The following is a 19,040-nucleotide window of genomic DNA, read 5'->3' as shown; positions in this document are numbered from 1 at the left end:
TCCGACTCCCGTACTCCCACGCCACAGAGAGCGCACGAGCCTCGATGCGGGAACGCCGCTCGGCCCCGGTGGTGCGCCGGCGCACGGGCGCGAACCCGTCACCGGACCCGGGGCCGAGGAGGGGTCCGGATCAGGCGAGGGCCGGGCCCGGGGCCCCGGTGAGGCGCTCGGGAGTGAGCAGCTCGGCGAGGCGCTCGGCGGGCAGCAGTCCCTTCTCCAGGGTGAGTTCGACGACTCCGCGACCGGTGGCGAGCGCCTCCTGCGCGATGGCCGTGGCCGCGGTGTAGCCGAGGTGCGGGTTGAGCGCGGTGGCGAGGCCGATGGAGTTCTCGACGGCCGCCCGGAGCGCCTCGGTGTTGGCGGTGATGCCGCTGACGCAGCGGTCGGCGAGGGTCAGGCAGGCGGCGCGCAGGGAGAGGAGGCTCTTCGACAGGGCATGGAAGATGACCGGCTCGAAGGCGTTGAGCTGGAGCTGCCCGGCCTCGGCGGCCATGGTGATGGTGATGTCGTTGCCGATCACCTCGAAGGCCACCTGGTTGACGACCTCGGGGATCACCGGGTTGACCTTGCCGGGCATGATGCTGGAACCGGCCTGGACCGGCGGCAGGTTGATCTCGTTGAGCCCCGCGCGCGGACCCGAGGACAGCAGCCGCAGGTCGTTGCAGGTCTTGGAGAGCTTGACCGCGATCCGCTTGAGGACTCCGGAGAGCTGGACGAAGGCGCCGCAGTCCTGGGTGGCCTCGATCAGGTTGGCGGACGTGACCAGCGGCAGGCCGGTCAGCCCGGCGAGGTTGCGGCGGGCGGTCTCGGCGTAGCCCGGGGCGGCGTTGAGGCCGGTGCCGATGGCGGTGGCCCCGAGGTTGATCTCATGGATGAGCTCGACCGCCTCGGCGAGCCGGCTGCGGTCCTCCTCCAGCATCACGGCGTACGTGGAGAACTCCTGGCCCAGTGTCATGGGCACCGCGTCCTGGAGCTGGGTGCGGCCCATCTTGACGACGTCGCGGAACTCCAGGGCCTTGGCGGCGAAGGCGTCCTGGAGCACGGCTATGGCGAGGAGGAGTTCACGCGCGGCGCCGATCGCCGCGATGCGTATGGCGGTCGGGTAGACGTCGTTGGTGGACTGGCCGAGGTTGACGTCCTCGTTGGGGTGGAGGCGGTGGTAGTCGCCCTTGGTGTGGCCGAGGAGTTCCAGCGCACGGTTGGCGACGACCTCGTTGGCGTTCATGTTCGTGGACGTGCCCGCGCCGCCCTGGACGACGTCCACGACGAACTGGTCGTGGAGCTGCCCCGTACGGATCTCGCGGCAGGCGCCGGCGATGGCGGCGGCCTTGTCGGCGGGCAGCAGCCCCAGTTCCTCGTTGGCGCGGGCCGCGGCCTCCTTGACGGCGGCGAGCGCGTCGATCAGGAGCGGGTAGACGGAGATCGGCGTGCCGGTGACGGTGAAGTTCTCGGTGGCGCGCAGGGTGTGGACACCCCAGTAGGCGTCGGCGGGAACGTCCCGGTCGCCGAGCAGATCGTGCTCGCGACGGACGGGAAGGGGGTGCGGGGCCGGTGCGGGAACCATGAGCGTCCTTGAGGGATGGGGAGGGTGGGGCGCGCGTCGCGGGTGGCGCGCGCCGAAGTGCGGGAGAGGGCGCGGAGAGGTGTCGGCGGGGCATGCCGAGGGGCGGGTCCGGGTGCACGCGCACGCGTGGGGCCTGTCCGGGGTACGCGGACGCGCCCCGGCCCTGTCGCGGGTACGCGGGGCGGGTGCGGCTTCGGTGACGGGCGAGCCGCGCAGGGTGGCGGGCCGCTCCCGGGCCGTACGGGCACAGCCCGGGAGGAGGCCCGCCAAGGTTGGCTCCGGCTCGCGGACGGGCGGGGGGGGCGGCGCCCGCGAGCCGGGGTTCTGTGGTGCGCCGGGTCAGGCGCGGGCGGCGACGGCCGAGGCCGAGCGGGAACCGCCGGTGGCGAGGGCCGGTTCCGCGCGGACGGGCCCGTCGAGGAGGCGCCGCAGCAGGGCGGTGCTGCGGACGGGGTCGCCCCCGCCGTTGCCGCCTTCGGCGAGGAGTGTCGCGAGGAGTGCGATCCGTGCCTGCGCGGCGCGGAGCGTGCCGGTGAGCAGGGCTCCGGCGGCGACGAGGTCGACGGCGCCGCCGCCGGTGTAGATCTCGGCGAGCGGCCCGGCGGGGACGCGGGTGGTCACGGCGACCAGGACGCCCTGGGCGACCGCGTCGGCCACGGCCGCGGCGATCTCGGGGGTGGCGTTGCCCGCGCCGGTGGCGACGAGGACGATGCCCCGGGCGCCGGCGCCGACGGCCGCGTTCAGGAGGAAGGGATCGCCGTCGGAGTGGTGCGTGACGATGGCGACCCGGGGCAGCGGGACGGCGCCGGGGACGTCGGGGTCCGCCTTGTCCGCGGCGACGGGCAGCGGCAGCGGCGTCGGGCGCTCCGGCTGCCGCTCGATGTCGACACGGGAGAAGCCGACGCGGCCCAGGCGCTCGGCCGAGGGGTCGGAGAAGGCGTCGGCGGCGAGCGTCTGGGTCTTGACGGTGCCGCGGGCGGCGTGGACGCGGCCGTCGAAGACGACCAGGACACCGAGGTCGCTGACGGAGGAGGCGACCTGGAGCGCGTCGTACAGGTTGCCGGGGCCGTCGCCGTCGCCGGTGCCGAAGGGGCGCTGGGCGCCGGTGAGGACGACCGGGCGGGCGTCGGCGTGGTGGAGGTCCAGGAAGAAGGCGGTCTCTTCGAGGGTGTCGGTGCCGTGGGTGATCACGATGCCGTCGACGCCGGGGTCGGCGAGGGTCTCGTGGACGGTCCGGAGCAGGGCGAGCTGGTGTGCCGCGGTCATGAGGGAGCTGTTGACGTTGAAGAGGTCGACGACCTCGACGGTGACGCCCTCGGGCAGCGGGGCGGTGGCCAGCACGTCGTTGCCGGAGGCGTCGGCGGCGTAGCCGGTGCCCTGCCAGCGGCTGGCGATCGTGCCGCCCGTGCTGATGACGACGATCCGGCGCGCTCCCCCGTCGTTCGTCCGCTTCATGCCTGCCGTCCTTACTCCGTACCGAAATCGCCCTGCGTCGCAACGATAGGACAGAGGGCGCGCAAGAGGATTGCGAAATCAGCCGCCGTATCGTTTCCGCGTGGTAGATAATTGCGTCATGGACCGAATCGATCTCCACATCTTGCGCGAGCTCCAGAACGACGGCCGGCTGAGCAACCAGGAGCTGGCCCAGCGGGTGGGGCTCAGCCCGTCACCCTGCCTGCGCCGGGTCCGCCAGCTGGAGCAGGACGGGGTGATCCAGGGGTACCGGGCGATCATCGATCCGGAGGCGGTGGGGCGGGGCTTCGAGGTGCTCGTCTCAGTGGAGGTGCGGCGGGACCGGGAGACGGTGGAGGCCTTCGAGGAGGCGCTCCAGGAGGTGCCGGACGTCATCGAGGCGTACCGGCTGTTCGGGAGCCCCGGCTGTCTGCTGCGGATCGCGGTCGCCGATCTCGCGGCGTACGAGCGACTGTGGATCGAGCGGCTGACGACCCTCACCGGGGTCACCGAGGTCAACTCGCAGATCATCATGAAGCGCATCAAGGAACCGAAGGGGATGCCGGTGGGCGTCCGGGGCACCTGAGGACGTCCGGGGCGGCCGGGGCGGCCGGCCGAACCCGACGAGGCCGAGCCCCGGAGGGGCCCTGGTCTCGGCCATATGCGAACTCGTCATGGAACAGCCTCCTCCTCGTTACATGACAGGTACCTGTCGTGTGCCACTCTCCCGGTGACACGAAGTCAACACGCGTAGACAGCTGAAACGTTGAGCCGACGTCCGCCGTCCCACGCGTACCGTCCCCGGGAAAGGGCCCCCCATGTCCGTTGTGCGGATCGGCAGATGGAAGGTGTGGGCAGCGGCCGTCGCCGCCACCCTCGTCGGCGTCACGCTCCCCACGGTCGCCGCTACCCCCGCCGGCGCCACCACCACCGCGTACGACAGCACGTACTACAAGAACGCGATCGGCAAGACCGGCACGACCCTCAAGTCCTCGCTGCACACCATCATCAGCAGCCAGAGCAAGATCTCGTACGACGCGGTCTGGAACGCGCTGAAGGTCACCGACCAGGACCCCGTCAACACCAACAACGTCATCCTGCTCTACAGCGGGACCTCGCGGAGCAAGAGCCTCAACGGCGGCGACGTCGGCGACTGGAACCGCGAGCACACCTGGGCCCAGTCCCACGGAAACTTCGGCACCTCGGCCGGCCCCGGCACCGATCTGCACCACCTGCGTGCGGCGGACGTCCAGGTCAACGGCATCCGCGGCAACAAGGACTTCGACAACGGCGGCAGCGCGGTCAGCGGAGCTCCCGGCAGTTACACGGACAGCAACTCGTTCGAGCCGCGCGACGCCGACAAGGGCGACGTGGCCCGGATGATCCTCTACATGGCCGTCCGCTACGAGGGCGACGACGCCTGGGCCGACCTGGAGCCCAACGAGTCGACCACCAACGGCAGCGTCCGCTTCCACGGCCGCCTCTCGGTCCTGAAGCAGTGGAACGAGCAGGACCCGCCGAGTGCCTTCGAGGAGCGTCGCAACGACGTCATTTTCAACACCTACCAGGGCAACCGGAACCCGTTCATCGACCACCCGGAGTGGGTCGAGGCGATCTGGTAGACCGCCACGGCGGTGCAGGAGCCGGGCCGGGGTCGTCGCACCCGGCCCGGCTTCGGCGTGTTCCGGACCCGGCGCGTCGGGCGCCGTTCACGGGCGAGCCCCTACGCCTGACCGCCGAGGCCGCCTTCAAACGTCAAATGGCGGATGTTCTCACGCTCTTGACGCGAAGGATGAATGCATCCAAGAGGCGTTATCCATCCGTTACAAACGGTGAGTTTGTCCCGTTTCTTGAGCCTTTTCCGTGCGACGTGGCGCACATTTCCACCCCTGGAGGACGCCAACCCAACTATCACGCCCACCTGTCCGTAACAAGCCCTCCGGACCAGGAAGTTCCGAGATCCACTCGGTAGCTTCGGCGCCCATGACCCCGCTGACCACTGACCGTACGACCACGACTCCCCGCACGACTCCCCCGACGATCGCGGACGGCGCCGAGCTCTGGCGGATCGCTCGCGGCTCGGGCGAACTCGACCTCAACTCGCCGTACAGCTATCTGCTGTGGTGCCGCGACTTCGCCGGCACGACCACGGTCGCCCGTGACGCCTCCGGGCGCCCGATCGGCTACGTGACCGGCTATCTGCGCCCCGACGAGCCGGAGACCCTCTTCGTCTGGCAGATCGCCGTCGAGGGTTCGCACCGCGGAAGCGGGGTAGCCGGGACCCTGCTCGACGCTCTGTCCGCGCAGGTCGCGGCCGAGCACGGAATCAACCGGATCGAGGCGACCGTCACCCCGGGGAACCTCGCCTCCGACCGGCTGTTCCGTTCGTTCGCACGCCGACATGGCGCGGAGGTGACGCAGGAGGTGCTGTTCCCTGCCGCCGCGTTCCCCGCGGCCGGCCACGAGTCCGAGGTGCTGTACCGCATCGGCCCCCTCGGCCCGCCGGCCTCCTGAGCCGTCGACCGCGCACGCCACACCCCCGAACAACACTCTGGAGAAGAGTTTCGTGACCCTGACCGACATCGCCACGCCCTCCGTCTTCGAGACCGTCGAATCGGAGGTCCGCAGCTACTGCCGCGCCTGGCCCGTCGTGTTCGAACGCGCCAGTGGCAGCAGGCTGTACGACGAGCAGGGACGTCCTTACCTCGACTTCTTCGCCGGCGCCGGCTCGCTGAACTACGGCCACAACAATCCCGTGCTCAAGCGGGCCCTCCTCGAATACCTCGGCAACGACGGCATCACCCACGGCCTCGACATGTCGACCACCGCCAAACGCGACTTCCTGAAGACCTTCCACACCACGGTCCTGGAGCCCCGCGCCCTGCCCTACAAGGTGATGTTCCCGGGCCCCACCGGTACCAACGCCGTGGAGGCGGCGCTGAAGCTCGCCCGCAAGGTCACCGGGCGGCAGACCGTCGTCTCCTTCACCAACGCGTTCCACGGCATGTCGCTCGGCTCGCTCGCCGTCACCGGCAACGCCGCCAAGCGCGCCGGCGCGGGCGTCCCGCTGCCCCACGCCATCCGCATGCCCTTCGACGACTACCTCGACGGACAGCTCCCCGACTTCATGTGGTTCGAGCGGCTCCTCAACGACGCCGGCTCCGGCCTCGACCACCCGGCGGCCGTGATCGTCGAGACCGTCCAGGGCGAGGGCGGCATCAACGTCGCACGGGCCGAGTGGCTGCGCGCACTCGCGGAACTCTGCCGCCGGCACGAGATGCTCCTCATCGTCGACGACATCCAGATGGGCTGCGGCCGCACCGGCGACTTCTTCTCCTTCGAGGAGGCGGGCATCACGCCCGACATCGTCACCCTCTCCAAGTCCATCAGCGGCTACGGCCTGCCCATGGCCCTGTGCCTGTTCCGGCCGGAACTCGACGTCTGGCAGCCCGGCGAGCACAACGGGACCTTCCGCGGCAACAACCCCGCCTTCGTGACCGCCACGGCCGCCCTCGACGCCTACTGGCGCGACGGCGCCCTGCGCGGGCGCACCCTGAGCCGGGCGGACCGGGTGGAGCGCGCCCTCCTCGACCTGTGCGGGGGCGACGGGCGCACCGGCCTGTCCGTCCGCGGCCGGGGACTCGTGTGGGGCCTGGAGTTCGCCGACGGGGAGCGCGCCGACGCGGTGTGCCGGCGCGCCTTCGAGACCGGCCTCCTCGTCGAGACCTCGGGCCCGAACGGCGAGGTGGTCAAGCTGCTGCCGCCGCTGACCGCGACGGACGACGAACTCGACGAGGGTCTCGGGATTCTGGCCCGCTCCGTCCGCCACACCGCCTGACCCCTCTCCCGAACCCACGTTCCGCCGGCCGGCCGACCCGCCGGCCCGATGACCCGAAAGGCAGTCGTACCCCATGATCGTCCGTACCTTCGACGAGCTGGAGAACACCGAGCGGCACGTGAGGGCCGCCTCGGGCACCTGGGAGAGCAAGCGCATCGTCCTGGCCCGTGAGCGGGTCGGCTTCTCCCTCCACGAGACGGTGCTGTACGCCGGTACCGAGACCGCCATGTGGTACGCGAACCACGTCGAGGCCGTCGTCTGCACGGCCGGCGAGGCCGAGCTCACCGACCACGAGACCGGCCGCACGTACACGATCGTCCCCGGAACGATGTACCTGCTCGACGGGCACGAGCGCCACACCCTCAAGGTCAAGGCCGACTTCCGCTGCCTGTGCGTCTTCAACCCGCCCGTGACGGGCCGGGAGGACCACGACGAGAACGGCGTCTACCCGCTGCTGACGGAACCCGAGCCCGCATCCGACGACGTCTGAGCCCGGCACGCCACCGACATCCCCACGCGAAAGGAAGCACGCTCCCTCATGCCCTCCGCACCCACCCGCCCCGTCGACCTCTACCCCACCCGTGGCCCCAAGGAGGAACTGATCGGCCGCAAGGACCCCGTCGTGTGGTCCGGTCCCGGCACGGCGGGCCCCTTCTGGGCCCGTGAACTGGAGGAGTACGACCGCGACGGCTTCGTCACGGTGGACGAGATCGTCACCCCGGACGAGGTCGACGTGCTCAGGGCGGAGCTGGACCGGCTCGTCTCCGATCCCGCCGTACGGGCCGACGAACGGGCGGTCGTCGAGCCCCGTTCCCAGGAGATACGTTCCGTCTTCGAGGTGCACCGGATGAGCGAGGTCTTCGGCCGGCTCGCCGAGGACCCGCGGATCGTCGGGCGCGCCCGCCAGATCCTCGGCTCCGACGTCTACGTCCACCAGTCACGGGTCAACGTCAAGCCCGGCTTCGGGGCCAGCGGCTTCTACTGGCACTCGGACTTCGAGACCTGGCACGCCGAGGACGGGCTCCCGAGGATGCGGACCGTGTCGGTGTCGATCGCGCTCACGCCGAACCACACCACCAACGGCAGCCTGATGATCATGCCGGGTTCGCACCGCACGTTCCTCGGCTGCGCCGGTGCCACTCCGAAGGACAACTACAAGAGGTCGCTCCAGATGCAGGACGCGGGTACGCCGTCCCACGAGGCGCTGACCACGTTCGCCGACGCCTGCGGCATCCGCCACTTCACGGGTCCGGCCGGCTCCGCCACCTGGTTCGACTGCAACGCCCTGCACGGGTCGGGCGACAACATCACCCCGTACCCCCGGAGCAATGTGTTCCTCGTCTTCAACAGCGTCGAGAACCAGCCGGAGGCGCCCTTCGCCGCCCCGGTCCGGCGGCCCTCGTTCATCGCCGCGCCCTCATGGGATCACGTATGACCGGCTCGGCGCGCCTGGACCGACGCGGCTTCCTCGGCAGAACGGCGCTCCTCGGCGGCCTCGCCCTGACCTCCGGGCTCGTTTCCGCCTGCACCCGCACCCAGGCCGGTTCGGGCGCGCCCGAGGACGACGGCGCGCTCCTTGCACGGCTGCGGAAGCAGGGCTTCGTCCGGGTCGGGTTCGCCGGCGAGGCGCCGTACGGCTTCCAGGACGGAGCCGATCCGGCCGGTGAGGGACCGACGCTGCACCGCGAGGTGTTCGCGGCGCTCGGGGTGCGCGAACTGCGCCCGACGCTGACCGAGTTCGGGGCGCTGATCCCCGGCCTCCTCGCCGACCGCTTCGACGTCGTGAGCGCGGGCATGTCCATCACGCCCGAGCGCTGCGCCAAGGTGATCTTCTCCGAGCCGGAATTCGTCTCCCCCACCGCGCTGATGGTCCGCAAGGGCAATCCGAAGGGGCTGAGCGACCTGGCGTCCTGCGCGGCGAAGGGTGTCACCGTCGGCGTGCTGACGGCCGCGGTGGAAGCGTCCTTCGCCAAGGCCGCGGGGGTTCCCGACGGGTCGGTGAAGACCCTGGCCAAGCAGCAGGACGGTCTCGACGCCCTCCTCGCCGGACGGATCGACGCCTTCGCGCTCACCGCCATCTCGCTGCGCTGGCTGGCGCGGACGAACCGGGACGCCGCGGTCGAGGTGACCGAGGCGTTCGTGCCGGTGGTGGACGGCGTACGGCAGCTGGGCGCGGGCGGAGCCGTGTTCCGGCCGGGTGCGACCGGGCTGCGGGACGCGTTCGACAAGGAGCTCCTCAAGATCACCGGATCCCCCGACCGGTTCGTGGACCTCCTGGGCCGCTACGGCTTCACCGCCCGCGAGGTACCGCCCCGGACCCTGCGGACCGCCGACCTGTGCGCCGCGTGAAGGGCGACCGGATGACGGGCGGAACGGTGACGGGCGTGGTGTCCGGGGGTGGCCGCGTGGCGGGCCCCGGGCCTGGGGGCGGCCGGAATGGCTGAGTTCCTCCCCGAGCTCCGCCGGGCAGTGCCCCGGCTCGGCGAGGGGCTCCTGACCACGGTCGAGGCCACGGTGCTCGGCGCCGCGCTCGCCCTGCTCCTCGCGTACACGCTCGGTCTGCTGTCCCGGTCGGCGCGGCTGCCGGTCCGCGGAGCGGTGCGGGTCGTCGTGGAGTTCTTCCGGGGCACCTCGCTGTACGTGCAGCTCTTCTGGCTGTTCTTCGCACTGCCGATGGTCGGCTTCCGGCTGGAACCCCTGGTCTGCGGGGTGCTCGCGCTCGGCCTCAACTTCGGGGCGTACGGCTCCGAGGTCGTGCGGGGCGCGGTGACCGCGGTCCCCCGCGCCCAGACCGAGGCGGCGATCGCGCTCGGCATGGGCCCGGTGCTGCGGCTGCGGCGGGTCGTCCTGCCGCAGGCGCACGCCCTCATGGTGGCGCCGTTCAAGAACCTGCTCGTCCAGCTGCTCAAGGCGACGCCGCTGCTGTCCCTCGTCACGGTCCCGGACCTCACCTTCCAGATCGACCAGTTGCGCTCCTCGACGGGCGCGACGGCGGCCTCGTACCTGCTGCTCCTGGGGCTCTACTTCGGCATGGCCGTCGTCCTGAGCCTCCTGATGAACGCCCTGGAGCGGGCGGCGAAGGCCCGCCTCGGGCAAGAAGGAGGCACCTGATGTGGGACGGAGAGGCGGCCCGGGCCGCACTGCCGACCGTGCTGGAGGGCTTCGGCGTCACCCTGGTCGCGACGGTGCTCGCCTTCGCCGTCGCGATGGTCATGGGGCTCGTGCTCGCGCTCGCCCAGCGCGGGGGTCCCGCGTGGCTGGCCCTCCCGGTGCGCGGGGCGGCCGGGTTCGTCCGCTCGACCCCGCTCCTGGTGCAGTTGTTCGCGGCATGGGTGCTGATCCCGGGGCTCGACGCGCCGACGCTCGGGGTCCTGGTCCTGGGCGTGCACTACGCCACGTACCTCTCCGAGGTCTACCGGACGGGCATCGACGCCGTACCGAAGGGGCAGTGGGAGGCGTGCACGGCGCTGTCACTGCCGCGCCGGCGGGTCTGGCGGGCGGTGGTGCTGCCGCAGGCCGTGCGCAACGTGCTGCCGCCGCTGGGCAACTACGCGGTCTCCATGTTCAAGGAGACACCCCTGCTCTCGGTGATCACGGTGCACGAGATGGTCCACGAGGCGAACACCTTCGGCAGCACCCACTTCGCCTATCTGGAGAGCTTCACCCTGGCCGCCGCGGTGTTCCTGCTCGCGAGCTGGCCGACCTCGGTGCTGATACGACGACTGGAGGCACGCCTTGCCCATTGAGGAGCTGTCCGAGGACCTCACCAAGGTCCCGACCGCGCACCCGGCGGTCCGCTTCGACCGGGTCACGAAGCGGTTCGGGGACCACACCGTGCTCGACGGCCTCGACCTGGAGGTGGCGCGCGGGGAGCGCGTCACGCTGATCGGCCCGAGCGGATCCGGGAAGACCACGATCCTCCGGCTCCTCATGACGCTGGAGCGGGTCACCGACGGCGTCATCCACGTGGACGGGCAACCGTTCTCCCACATGCCGGGACGGACGGCGGGGAAGCTGGTGCCGGCGAGCGAGCGTCATCTGGCCGCGCGACGGCGGCGGATCGGCATGGTGTTCCAGCAGTTCAACCTCTTCCCCCACATGAGCGTCCTCGAGAACGTCGTCGAGGCGCCCGTGCACGTGCTCGGCGAGGGCCGGGAGGAAGCCGGGCTCCGGGCCCGTGAGCTGCTCGACCTGGTCGGGCTCTCCGACAAGGTCGACGCGCGGCCGACCCGGCTCTCCGGCGGTCAGCAGCAGCGGGTGGCCATCGCCCGCGCGCTGGCGATGCGGCCCGAGATCCTGCTCCTGGACGAGGTGACCTCGGCGCTCGATCCGGAACTCGTGGCGGAGGTGCTGGACGTGCTGCGTGAGGTCGCCCGGCGGACCGACATCACGCTGCTCTGCGTGACGCACGAGATGGGCTTCGCCCGGGACGTTTCGGACCGGATCCTGATGTTCGACGGCGGCAGGATCGTCGAGTCGGGACCTGCCGACGCGCTCCTGGACGCGCCCGGGGAGGAACGGACCCGCGCGTTCCTGAGCTCGGTCCGCTGACGCCCCTCACTCCGCCGGCCCAGGTGGGTCCGGTGCGTCGCGTGGGTTCGGTGGGTCCGAGGGGCCGGTGAGACCAGAGAGACCGGTGACGAGGTCGCGCGGCCCGTGCGGGCCGGGTCAGGCCGGGCGTACCTCTCGTCCCCCGCAGTCCTGCCGGCCCTGTCAGTCCTCACCGCCGTCCTCGACCATGCCGTCCCGCAACCGGTCCAGGTTGCGGGCGAGCAGCCGTGAGACGTGCATCTGCGAGACGCCGAGCCGCTCGCCGATCTGCGACTGGGTGAGCTCCTCCACGAAGCGGAGGTGCAGCAGAAGCCGGTCGCGCGGGGCGAGGGCGTCCACGAGCGGGGCGAGGGTGTGGAACTCCTCGAAGAGGCTGAGCGCCGGGTCCTCCTCGCCGATGAGATCGGCCAGGGCGGCGTCCTCGTCCTCGCTGTCGCCGCCTGCGAGCCTGGCGTCGAGGGACGTGGAGTGGTAGCCGTTGGCGGCGACCTGGGCCTCGACCACCTCGTCCTCGGACAGGTCCATGGCCGGCGCCAGCTCGGAGATGCGCGGGGCCCGGCCGAGCCGTGAGCTCAGCTCGTCGGTCGCCTTGGCCAGCTCCACCCGCGCCTCCTGGAGGCGGCGCGGGACGTGCACGGCCCAGGTCGTGTCGCGGAAGAAGCGCTTGATCTCGCCCACGATGTACGGCACGGCGAAGGTGGCGAACTCCACCTCGCGCGACAGGTCGAAGCGGTCGATCGCCTTGATCAGGCCGACCATGCCGACCTGGAGGATGTCCTCCCGCTCGTCGCCGCGCGCCCGGAACCGTCCCGCCGCGTACACCACCAGCGACATGTTCATCTCGATGAGGGTGTTCCGGACGTACTGGTGCCCCGCGGTGCCCTCCTCCCGTGCCGCCAGTTCACGGAGGAACACCTTCGACAGGGCACGCGCGTCCTGGGGTGGAACCGCGTGCGGGACCTCGGGAAAGGGAAGTTCGTCTCCCACGGCGTTCGTTTCGTACGTCGTCGTCGCCTCGGCCGGATCGGTCCGCACAGGAACAACCTCCTCTGGCTCGCGGTCCGTTCAGCGGTCCCGGTTCTCGTACCCCCGCTTCCCGGTGGCACTCCTGGGCCGCTCCCGGCCGATTCCGCCCGGAAGGTGCGCATCACCCCGGTTCGAACGGGCAGACGAAACCCATCACCTGCTGAGGAACCGGCCAGAAGAGGAAGAAAGGGATCTGTGATGAAGACCTGGAGCGACACCCGGCCCCCGGCCCCCGGGGCTGACCCGCGCGGCGCCGGGAACGCCGGTCCGCCCCCGGTCCGTACCCCGGCCGAGGCGCGGCAGCTCGTCCGCCACGCCCTCGCGGCGCTCGGCCCGCTGCCGCCCGCCAAGGTCGAGGACCTGCTGCTCGTCACCTCGGAGCTGGTCACGAACGCGCACCGGCACGCGGGCGGCGTCACGGGCTTCGGGATCGGGGTCGGACGCGACCGGGTGACGGTGTCCGTGTCCGACGCCAGCGGGAAGGCGCCGGCGCACGAGCGCCGCGAGGGGCTGCGGCTCGGTGGCTACGGCTGGCCGATCGTGCTCCGGCTGTGCCGTGAGGTGACCGTGGACGCGGGTCCGGACGGCAAGACCATCCACGCGGCGGTGACGGTCGACCGGTGACCGGCGACCCGTGGCCCGCGACGTGCGGTCTCCCCGAGGCGCACCCGGAGCCAGGCGCCCGCTCGTCGACAGGGCGCACGGCGCGCACCGGGCGCACGGCGCGGCGGGCCCGACCTGTGGAAGGCTGAGCCGATGACCTCACGCTCGTACGACGTCCTCGCCGGCGACCCGGACTCCCCCGTCATCCTCCATGTCCCGCACTCCTCCCGGGTGATACCCCCTGAGGTGCGCGACGGCATCCTGCTCGGCGACGGGGAACTGGCCCGCGAGCTCGACCACATCACCGACGCCCACACCGCGGAGATCGCGGCCGTCGCGGCGGCGGCCGCCGGCGCGACCCCCTGGCGGTTCGTCAACCGGCTGTCGCGGCTGGTGGTCGACCCCGAGCGCTTCCCCGACGAACGCGAGGAGATGCTGGCCGTCGGGATGGGCGCGGTGTACACGCGGACCACGCACCGGGGCGCGCTCCGCCCCGCCGGATTCGACCCGGCGCCGCTGATCGACCGGTACTTCACGCCGTACGCCGAGGGCATGGCCGCGGCGGTCGCCGGGCGGCTGGAGGCCACCGGGCGGGCCGTGATCGTCGACGTCCACTCGTACCCGACCGGGCCCCTGCCGTACGAGCTCCACGGCGAGGGTCCCCGCCCGCCGGTCTGTCTCGGTACCGACGCCTTCCACACGCCGCCGGCTCTGCTGGACGCGGCACGGGAGGCGTTCGAGGGGTTCGGGGGCCTGGCGACGGACACGCCCTTCGCCGGGACGTACGTGCCGCTGTCGTACTACGGCAGGGATCCGCGGGTGAGTGCGCTCATGATCGAGATTCGGCGCGATGTCTACATGAGTGAGCCGGGCGGCGCGGCGGGACCCGGCGCGCAGGCGCTCGGAACGGCCCTGGCGGCGCTCGTCGACGCCGTGCCGCCGCACCCGGCGGCGTAGGGACGACATCGCGGTCCCGGCCCCCTGCCGGCGGCATCCTCGTGCCGTGCGGGCCGATCCGATGCGGGCGTACAGGTCATCGGTTCGGGCCATGCGGGTGATCGGGGGGCGACTTCGCCGCCGTTGGCGCGGCGTTCGGTCGTCGCGCTCGACGAGGCGGGACAGTGGACGGGATTTCCGGCCGGGCCGACCCGGGGCCGCACCGACGTCGCGGCCGGGGACGTCTCGCCGTCCGACCGCCACTCGCCCGCAAGGGGATGCATCGATGACCGACGCCGGCACCTCCTTCCGCGATCTCCGCGCCCTGGTGATCAACTGCACCCTCAAGCGGTCGCCGGAGCGCAGCCACACTCAGGGACTGATCGACATCAGCACCGGGATCATGGAGCGCCAGGGCGTGCAGGTCGAGGTGCTCAGGGCGGTGGACATCGACATCGCCACCGGTGTCTGGCCGGACATGACGGAGCACGGGTGGGAGACGGACGAGTGGCCGGTGATCTACTCGCAGGTGATGGCCGCCGACATCCTGACCCTGGCGGGGCCCGTGTGGCTGGGAGACAACTCCTCGGTCATGAAGAAGGTGATCGAGCGTCTGTACGCCTGTTCGTCGATCCTCAACGAGCGTGGCCAGTACGCCTACTACGGTCGTGTGGGCGGCTGCCTGATCACCGGCAACGAGGACGGCGCCAAGCACTGCGCGATGAACGTCCTCTACAGCCTCCAGCACCTCGGATACGTCATCCCGCCGCAGGCGGACGCGGGCTGGGTCGGCGAGGCCGGCCCGGGCCCGTCGTACCTCGACCCCGGCTCCGGCGGGCCGGACAACGACTTCACGAACCGCAACACGACCTTCATGACCTGGAACCAGCTCCACCTGGCGAGGATGCTCAAGGACACCGGCGGCATCCCCGCCCACGGAAACCAGCGCTCCGAGTGGGACGCCGGCTGCCGGTTCGACTTCGAGAACCCCGAGCACCGTTGAGCCCGGGGCCGTAACGGTCGGAGGTCCGGGGGAGGTCGGCTCCGGATCGAGCCGCGACCTCCCGTCAGCAGCGGAGGGCTTCGGCTGGTTGCACGGAGGAGGCGCGGCGGGCGGGGATCACGCCGTGGGACACCTCGGCGCCGGGGCGGTTGTAGCCGTAGAACGGCCCCGCCGGAACGTCGGCGTAGAACTGGGCGCGGTTGGCGACGAGCGAGGCACGGAAGCCGTCGAAGACCCGCCTCCGCGCGCCGAGTGCGCGGCGCAGGCCGATCTCCCCCGTGCGTTCCAGGACTGCCACCAGGGTGGTGTTGGCGATCCCGACCGCTCCGATGACCAGGCACACGGCGGCGAGCAGCGGAAAGAGCTGTTCGAGGTCGGAGGTCACCGAGGACCGCAGGCGTCCCGGCGGATGCCGCCGCACAGGTGAGGACATTCTGACCGCATCTCATGCCCCGGCACCCGTCCCCGTTTTGGATTGTCGGAGGATCATCAATACGATCCGGCGATGATCACGAGAAAACGGCTGGCGACCGGGGCCTGCGCGCTGCTCGCCGCCCTGAGCGTCGCGCTCCTGCCCACGGGCGCGACCGCGGACGCGCCGGTGGCGAAGGAATCCCCCAAGGTCGAGCTGGTCCTCGACGTGAGCGGCTCCATGCGGGCCAAGGACATCGACGGCAAGTCGCGGATGGCCGCGGCCAAGCAGGCCTTCAACGAGGTCCTCGACGCGGTGCCCTCGGAGGTCCAGCTCGGCATCCGCACCCTGGGCGCCGACTACCCCGGTCCGGACCGCAAGCGGGGCTGCAAGGACACCCGGCAGCTCTACCCGGTGGGCCCGCTCGACCGGACCGAGGCCAAGACCGCCGTGGCCACCCTGGCCCCGACCGGCTGGACCCCGATCGGTCCGGCGCTGCTCGGCGCCGCAGAGGACCTGGAGGGCGGTGAGGCCACCCGGCGGATCGTGCTCATCACGGACGGCGAGGACACCTGCGCCCCGCTCGACCCGTGCCAGGTGGCGCGCGAGATCGCGGCGAAGGGCATCCATCTCGTCATCGACACCCTGGGCCTGGTCCCGGACGCCAAGACCCGGCAGCAGCTCACCTGCATCGCGGAGGCCACCGGAGGCACGTACACCTCCGTCCACCGCACCGAGGACCTCTCCCGCCGGGTCCGGCAGCTGGTCGACCGTGCCGCCGACCCGGTCGTCACGCCCGTGGCCACCGTGGGCACGCAGCGCTGCGCCGACGCGCCGCAGCTCAAGCCCGGCCTGTACACCGACCGCGAGGCCTTCGGCCAGCACCGCTGGTACCGGGTGGACCTGCTGCCCGGTCAGGAACTCCGCGCCTCCGTCAGCGTGTCGGCCGACCGCGCCGTCAACAACGACTACGGCGTGCTGCTGCGCGCCGTCACCCGCCACGGCCGGGAGATCGTCCGCGGCTCCGAGGCCGGCGACGGACGCACCGACGTCGTCTCGACGGGCCTGCGCTACCCGAAGCCGGAGCTCGACGACGAGCCCGAGGACGGCAAGCCGGCCGCGGAGACGGTCTGTCTCCAGATCAGCAACTCGTTCTCCGCTCCCCCGTCGGTCAAGACGACGCCGGGCATGCCCATCGAGCTGACGGTGGACGTCGTCGACGGCCCGTCGACCGCCTCGGACGTGGCCTCGTTCGGTCTCGGCCGCGGCTGGTGGCTGCTCGGCGCGCTCGTGCTCGTCGGCTTCGTGGCCGGTCTGCTCTGGGGCTGGCTGTCCCGCTGGCGCTTCGCTGTCTGGAGGACCCACTGATGCGTACCGTACGCACGCTCGCCACGGCCGCCCTCGCGGGCGCCGCTCTCCTCGGACTCGCGGCCCCGGCCGCCCTGGCCGAATCCCCCTCGCCCTCGACGGGCTCGGGCAAGGACGGTTCCACCGCGGGGCCGACGGAAGCCGGCACCACGTTCCGTACGGCCGCCAGGTTCCTCCCCGGACAGGAGGCCACCGCACAGGCCGCCACGGGTGACTACCTGTACTGGGTGTTCCCGGCGGACACCGGACAGCGGCCCACGGTGCACGCCACCGTCACCCTGCCCGACGCGGCCCTGCGGCACGGGCCCGCCACCTGGCGGGTCGACGTGTACGACGGACTCCGGCGGCGCCAGCCGTGCATGTACGGGACCCAGTCCCGCGCCGCGGGGAAGGAGACCGCGACCGTACAGCTCACCTGTGTGCTGCGACCGGTCCGCGCCTCGGCCGACACCTGGTCGAACGACCCGCTGCCGGGCAGCTACTACGTGCGGCTGACCGCCACCTCGCTGCCGGACGAGGACCTCGGCCAGCCGTTCACGGCCCGGCTCGGGGTGAGCACCGTCGACAAGGGCGGCGCCTACGCGACCGACGGCTCGCTCGCCGCGCCGCTCGTGCCCGGCGCGACCACGGCCGACCGGGCGGAGGCCGACGAGGAGGCCGGCCGGCCCTCCATCGTCGAGGCCGCGGCCCCGGAGGACGGCTGGTCATCCGGCTGGTGGTCCGACCGCTGGCTCTGGACCGCGGCGGGCGGCATCCTCGCGGCCCTCGCGGGCATCGGCGGCTATGTGCTGACGCGCGGCGGCGGACGGCCGTCCCGGGTGCCGCCGGCCGTCTGACCGGGGCCGCCCGACCCGTCCGGGGAACACCCGAAGGCCCCCACCGTGTCGATGCGGTGGGGGCCTTCGGGCGTTCCCGAAGAACACGGTCCCGGGGCGGTCCTGGCCGGTGCGGGGTCGCTCCGGGTTCCGGCGGCTCCGGTGCCGTTCACCGGCGGGAGGCCGGGCCGGCCGGGAACCCGTGGGCGTGGGCCCCCGCCACGATCACGACCACCGGGACGAGGAGGACGAGCACGCTCCAGGACAGGGCGCCCGCGCCGAGGACGTCGAGCAGGACACCGCCGGCGATGCCGCCGGCCGCCATGGCGGCGTTCCAGAGGCTGACCAGCAGCGTCTGGGCGGTGTCGGCGTGCTCTCCGCCCGCGTCGGCGACGGCCGTCTGGAGGAGGGTGGGCGCGCCGCCCCAGCCGAACCCCCAGAGCACGGCGGCCGCCAGGACGAGCCCGGTGCTGCCGGCCGGGACGGCGAGCAACGCGGCCGCCACGGCGACGAGGACCGTGCCGGCGAGGGTCAGGATCCGGAGCCTGCGGTCGATGTGCCGGCCGGTGAACCAGATCCCTGCGAGCGAGGCGGCGCCGAAGACCAGCAGGACGAGGCCGGTGGAGCCGGCCAGGCCGCGATGGCCGAGGAAGGCGGCGACGTAGGTGTAGAGGACGGTGTGGGCCAGGACGAGGGTGAACGTGACGGCCAGGACCGGGAGTACGCCGGGCACTCTCAGCGTCCGGGCGACCGGAGCGCGCCCGCCGTACGCCTCGCCCGGCAGGTCGGGGACGGCGAGGCCGATCCAGCCGAGGAGCCCGACGGCGATCACGGTCATCGCGGTGAAGGCGGCCCGCCAGCCCACGGCCTCACCGAGAAAGGTGCCGGCCGGCACGCCGAGGGAGAGTGCCAGGGGGATGCCGGTCATGGCGACGGCGACGGCCCGGCCCTGGAGGTGCGGCGGGGCGATGCGCCGGGCGTATCCGGCGAGCAGGGCCCAGGCGACGCCCGCCGCGACCCCGGCGAGGAACCGGGCGCCCATGGTGAGGGCGTACGAGGAGGAGACGGCCGTCACGGTGTTGGCGGCGGCGAATCCGGCGACCGAGGTGAGCAGCAGACGCTTGCGGCGCCAGGCGGCGGTGCGGGCGGCCAGCGGGACGGCGGTGAGGGCGGTGCCGAGGGCGTAGACGGTGACCGACTGGCCCATGGCCGCGTCGCCGACGCCGAGGTCGGCGCTCATGCCGGGCAGGACACCGGCGGGGAGGGTCTCGGTGAGGCTGGTGACGAAGACGGCGGTGGCGAGGGCGAGGAGCGCGAGGAGCGGCAGCCGGCCGGAGGGGGTCCCGGGGGCGGAACGAGCCTCGGGGGCGGAAGGGGTCTCAGGCGCGGGAACGGCTTCAGGGGTGGCGGGCGCGGCGGAACGGGCCGCCGCTGTCGTGTCGTTGGCCATGGATCTATGCTCGAACCCTCAC

General features: G+C 72.2%; 19 protein-coding genes and 1 pseudogene. 15 read left to right on the top strand and 5 right to left on the bottom strand.

From position 1 onward, the window contains the following. Window positions 1–130 precede the first annotated feature (130 nt). Both IF00_RS0105635 and IF00_RS0105630 read right to left on the bottom strand, forming a co-directional pair. Window positions 131–1,564, bottom strand: a complete 1,434-nt coding sequence (locus IF00_RS0105635; protein WP_051819863.1) for an aspartate ammonia-lyase — start codon at window positions 1,562–1,564, stop codon at window positions 131–133. Window positions 1,565–1,903: 339 nt separating this feature from the next. After that, on the bottom strand, window positions 1,904–3,019 hold the full coding sequence (locus IF00_RS0105630; RefSeq protein ID WP_030314867.1) for an asparaginase: 1,116 nt from the start codon (window positions 3,017–3,019) through the stop codon (window positions 1,904–1,906). Window positions 3,020–3,137: 118 nt separating this feature from the next. Here IF00_RS0105630 and IF00_RS0105625 point away from each other — a divergent pair, with 118 nt between their 5' ends. The 10 genes from IF00_RS0105625 (at window position 3,138) to ehuA (ending at window position 11,405) form a co-directional block, all read left to right on the top strand. After that, window positions 3,138–3,602, top strand: coding sequence for an Lrp/AsnC family transcriptional regulator (locus IF00_RS0105625; RefSeq protein ID WP_030314866.1), 465 nt, complete (start codon window positions 3,138–3,140; stop codon window positions 3,600–3,602). Between the two features lie 232 nt (window positions 3,603–3,834). After that, window positions 3,835–4,638 (top strand): endonuclease I family protein, encoded by an 804-nt coding sequence (locus tag IF00_RS0105620; protein WP_030314865.1) that lies wholly within the window; start codon window positions 3,835–3,837, stop codon window positions 4,636–4,638. A gap of 361 nt (window positions 4,639–4,999) precedes the next feature. Further along, on the top strand, window positions 5,000–5,530 hold the full coding sequence (gene ectA, locus IF00_RS0105615) for a diaminobutyrate acetyltransferase (protein ID WP_030314864.1): 531 nt from the start codon (window positions 5,000–5,002) through the stop codon (window positions 5,528–5,530). Window positions 5,531–5,582: 52 nt separating this feature from the next. Next, window positions 5,583–6,854: a diaminobutyrate--2-oxoglutarate transaminase gene (gene ectB, locus IF00_RS0105610; RefSeq protein WP_030314863.1), complete on the top strand. Its 1,272-nt coding sequence runs from the start codon at window positions 5,583–5,585 to the stop codon at window positions 6,852–6,854. A gap of 73 nt (window positions 6,855–6,927) precedes the next feature. Further along, window positions 6,928–7,344: an ectoine synthase gene (locus IF00_RS0105605; RefSeq protein ID WP_030314862.1), complete on the top strand. Its 417-nt coding sequence runs from the start codon at window positions 6,928–6,930 to the stop codon at window positions 7,342–7,344. Between the two features lie 48 nt (window positions 7,345–7,392). After that, window positions 7,393–8,289, top strand: coding sequence for an ectoine hydroxylase (gene thpD / locus IF00_RS0105600; protein WP_030314861.1), 897 nt, complete (start codon window positions 7,393–7,395; stop codon window positions 8,287–8,289). Next, window positions 8,286–9,203: an ectoine/hydroxyectoine ABC transporter substrate-binding protein EhuB gene (gene ehuB, locus IF00_RS0105595; RefSeq protein ID WP_030314860.1), complete on the top strand. Its 918-nt coding sequence runs from the start codon at window positions 8,286–8,288 to the stop codon at window positions 9,201–9,203. The genes thpD and ehuB overlap by 4 nt, the downstream gene beginning before the upstream one ends. A gap of 87 nt (window positions 9,204–9,290) precedes the next feature. Further along, window positions 9,291–9,965 carry an ectoine/hydroxyectoine ABC transporter permease subunit EhuC gene (ehuC, locus tag IF00_RS0105590; RefSeq protein WP_051819901.1) on the top strand — a complete coding sequence of 225 codons (675 nt, stop codon included), beginning with the start codon at window positions 9,291–9,293 and terminating at the stop codon, window positions 9,963–9,965. Continuing rightward, window positions 9,965–10,600 (top strand): ectoine/hydroxyectoine ABC transporter permease subunit EhuD, encoded by a 636-nt coding sequence (gene ehuD / locus IF00_RS0105585; RefSeq protein WP_030314858.1) that lies wholly within the window; start codon window positions 9,965–9,967, stop codon window positions 10,598–10,600. The genes ehuC and ehuD overlap by 1 nt, the downstream gene beginning before the upstream one ends. Then, a complete protein-coding gene (gene ehuA / locus IF00_RS0105580; protein ID WP_078944554.1) occupies window positions 10,590–11,405 on the top strand; it encodes an ectoine/hydroxyectoine ABC transporter ATP-binding protein EhuA in 816 nt (271 codons plus the stop codon). Before ehuD ends, ehuA begins: the two co-directional genes overlap by 11 nt. 162 nt (window positions 11,406–11,567) lie before the next feature. On the opposite strand, the gene IF00_RS0105575 is transcribed toward ehuA, so the two are convergent. Then, window positions 11,568–12,440: an RNA polymerase sigma factor SigF gene (locus IF00_RS0105575; RefSeq protein ID WP_030314855.1), complete on the bottom strand. Its 873-nt coding sequence runs from the start codon at window positions 12,438–12,440 to the stop codon at window positions 11,568–11,570. 189 nt (window positions 12,441–12,629) lie between these two features. Between IF00_RS0105575 and IF00_RS40955 the strand changes: the two genes are divergently transcribed. The 3 genes from IF00_RS40955 (at window position 12,630) to IF00_RS0105560 (ending at window position 14,973) form a co-directional block, all read left to right on the top strand. Beyond that, window positions 12,630–13,055 (top strand): ATP-binding protein, encoded by a 426-nt coding sequence (locus IF00_RS40955; RefSeq protein ID WP_209439733.1) that lies wholly within the window; start codon window positions 12,630–12,632, stop codon window positions 13,053–13,055. Window positions 13,056–13,187: 132 nt separating this feature from the next. Continuing rightward, window positions 13,188–13,991 carry an N-formylglutamate amidohydrolase gene (locus IF00_RS0105565; protein ID WP_030314851.1) on the top strand — a complete coding sequence of 268 codons (804 nt, stop codon included), beginning with the start codon at window positions 13,188–13,190 and terminating at the stop codon, window positions 13,989–13,991. A 265-nt stretch (window positions 13,992–14,256) separates the two neighbouring features. Then, window positions 14,257–14,973, top strand: a complete 717-nt coding sequence (locus IF00_RS0105560) for a flavodoxin family protein (RefSeq protein WP_030314849.1) — start codon at window positions 14,257–14,259, stop codon at window positions 14,971–14,973. A gap of 64 nt (window positions 14,974–15,037) precedes the next feature. Here IF00_RS0105560 and IF00_RS46775 read toward each other — a convergent pair. Beyond that, a pseudogene (locus tag IF00_RS46775) lies at window positions 15,038–15,379 on the bottom strand (FtsX-like permease family protein); the annotation flags it as partial. A gap of 99 nt (window positions 15,380–15,478) precedes the next feature. Here IF00_RS46775 and IF00_RS0105550 point away from each other — a divergent pair. Both IF00_RS0105550 and IF00_RS0105545 read left to right on the top strand, forming a co-directional pair. Next, on the top strand, window positions 15,479–16,753 hold the full coding sequence (locus IF00_RS0105550; protein WP_030314841.1) for a VWA domain-containing protein: 1,275 nt from the start codon (window positions 15,479–15,481) through the stop codon (window positions 16,751–16,753). Further along, complete coding sequence (locus IF00_RS0105545) at window positions 16,753–17,589, top strand: hypothetical protein (protein WP_030314839.1); 837 nt, start codon at window positions 16,753–16,755, stop codon at window positions 17,587–17,589. Before IF00_RS0105550 ends, IF00_RS0105545 begins: the two co-directional genes overlap by 1 nt. 148 nt (window positions 17,590–17,737) lie before the next feature. Here the strand turns inward: IF00_RS0105545 and IF00_RS0105540 are convergent, their stop codons facing one another. Then, entirely contained in the window at window positions 17,738–19,018 is a 1,281-nt protein-coding gene (locus IF00_RS0105540) for an MFS transporter (protein WP_030314837.1), read from the bottom strand. Between the last annotated feature and the right edge of the window lie 22 nt (window positions 19,019–19,040).

The organism is Streptomyces flavochromogenes, from assembly GCF_000717595.1.
GTDB classification, from domain to species: Bacteria; Actinomycetota; Actinomycetes; order Streptomycetales; family Streptomycetaceae; genus Streptomyces; species Streptomyces flavochromogenes.
The sequence above is the reverse complement of the archived record's forward strand: the minus strand, read 5'-3'. Positions and strand labels throughout refer to the sequence as shown.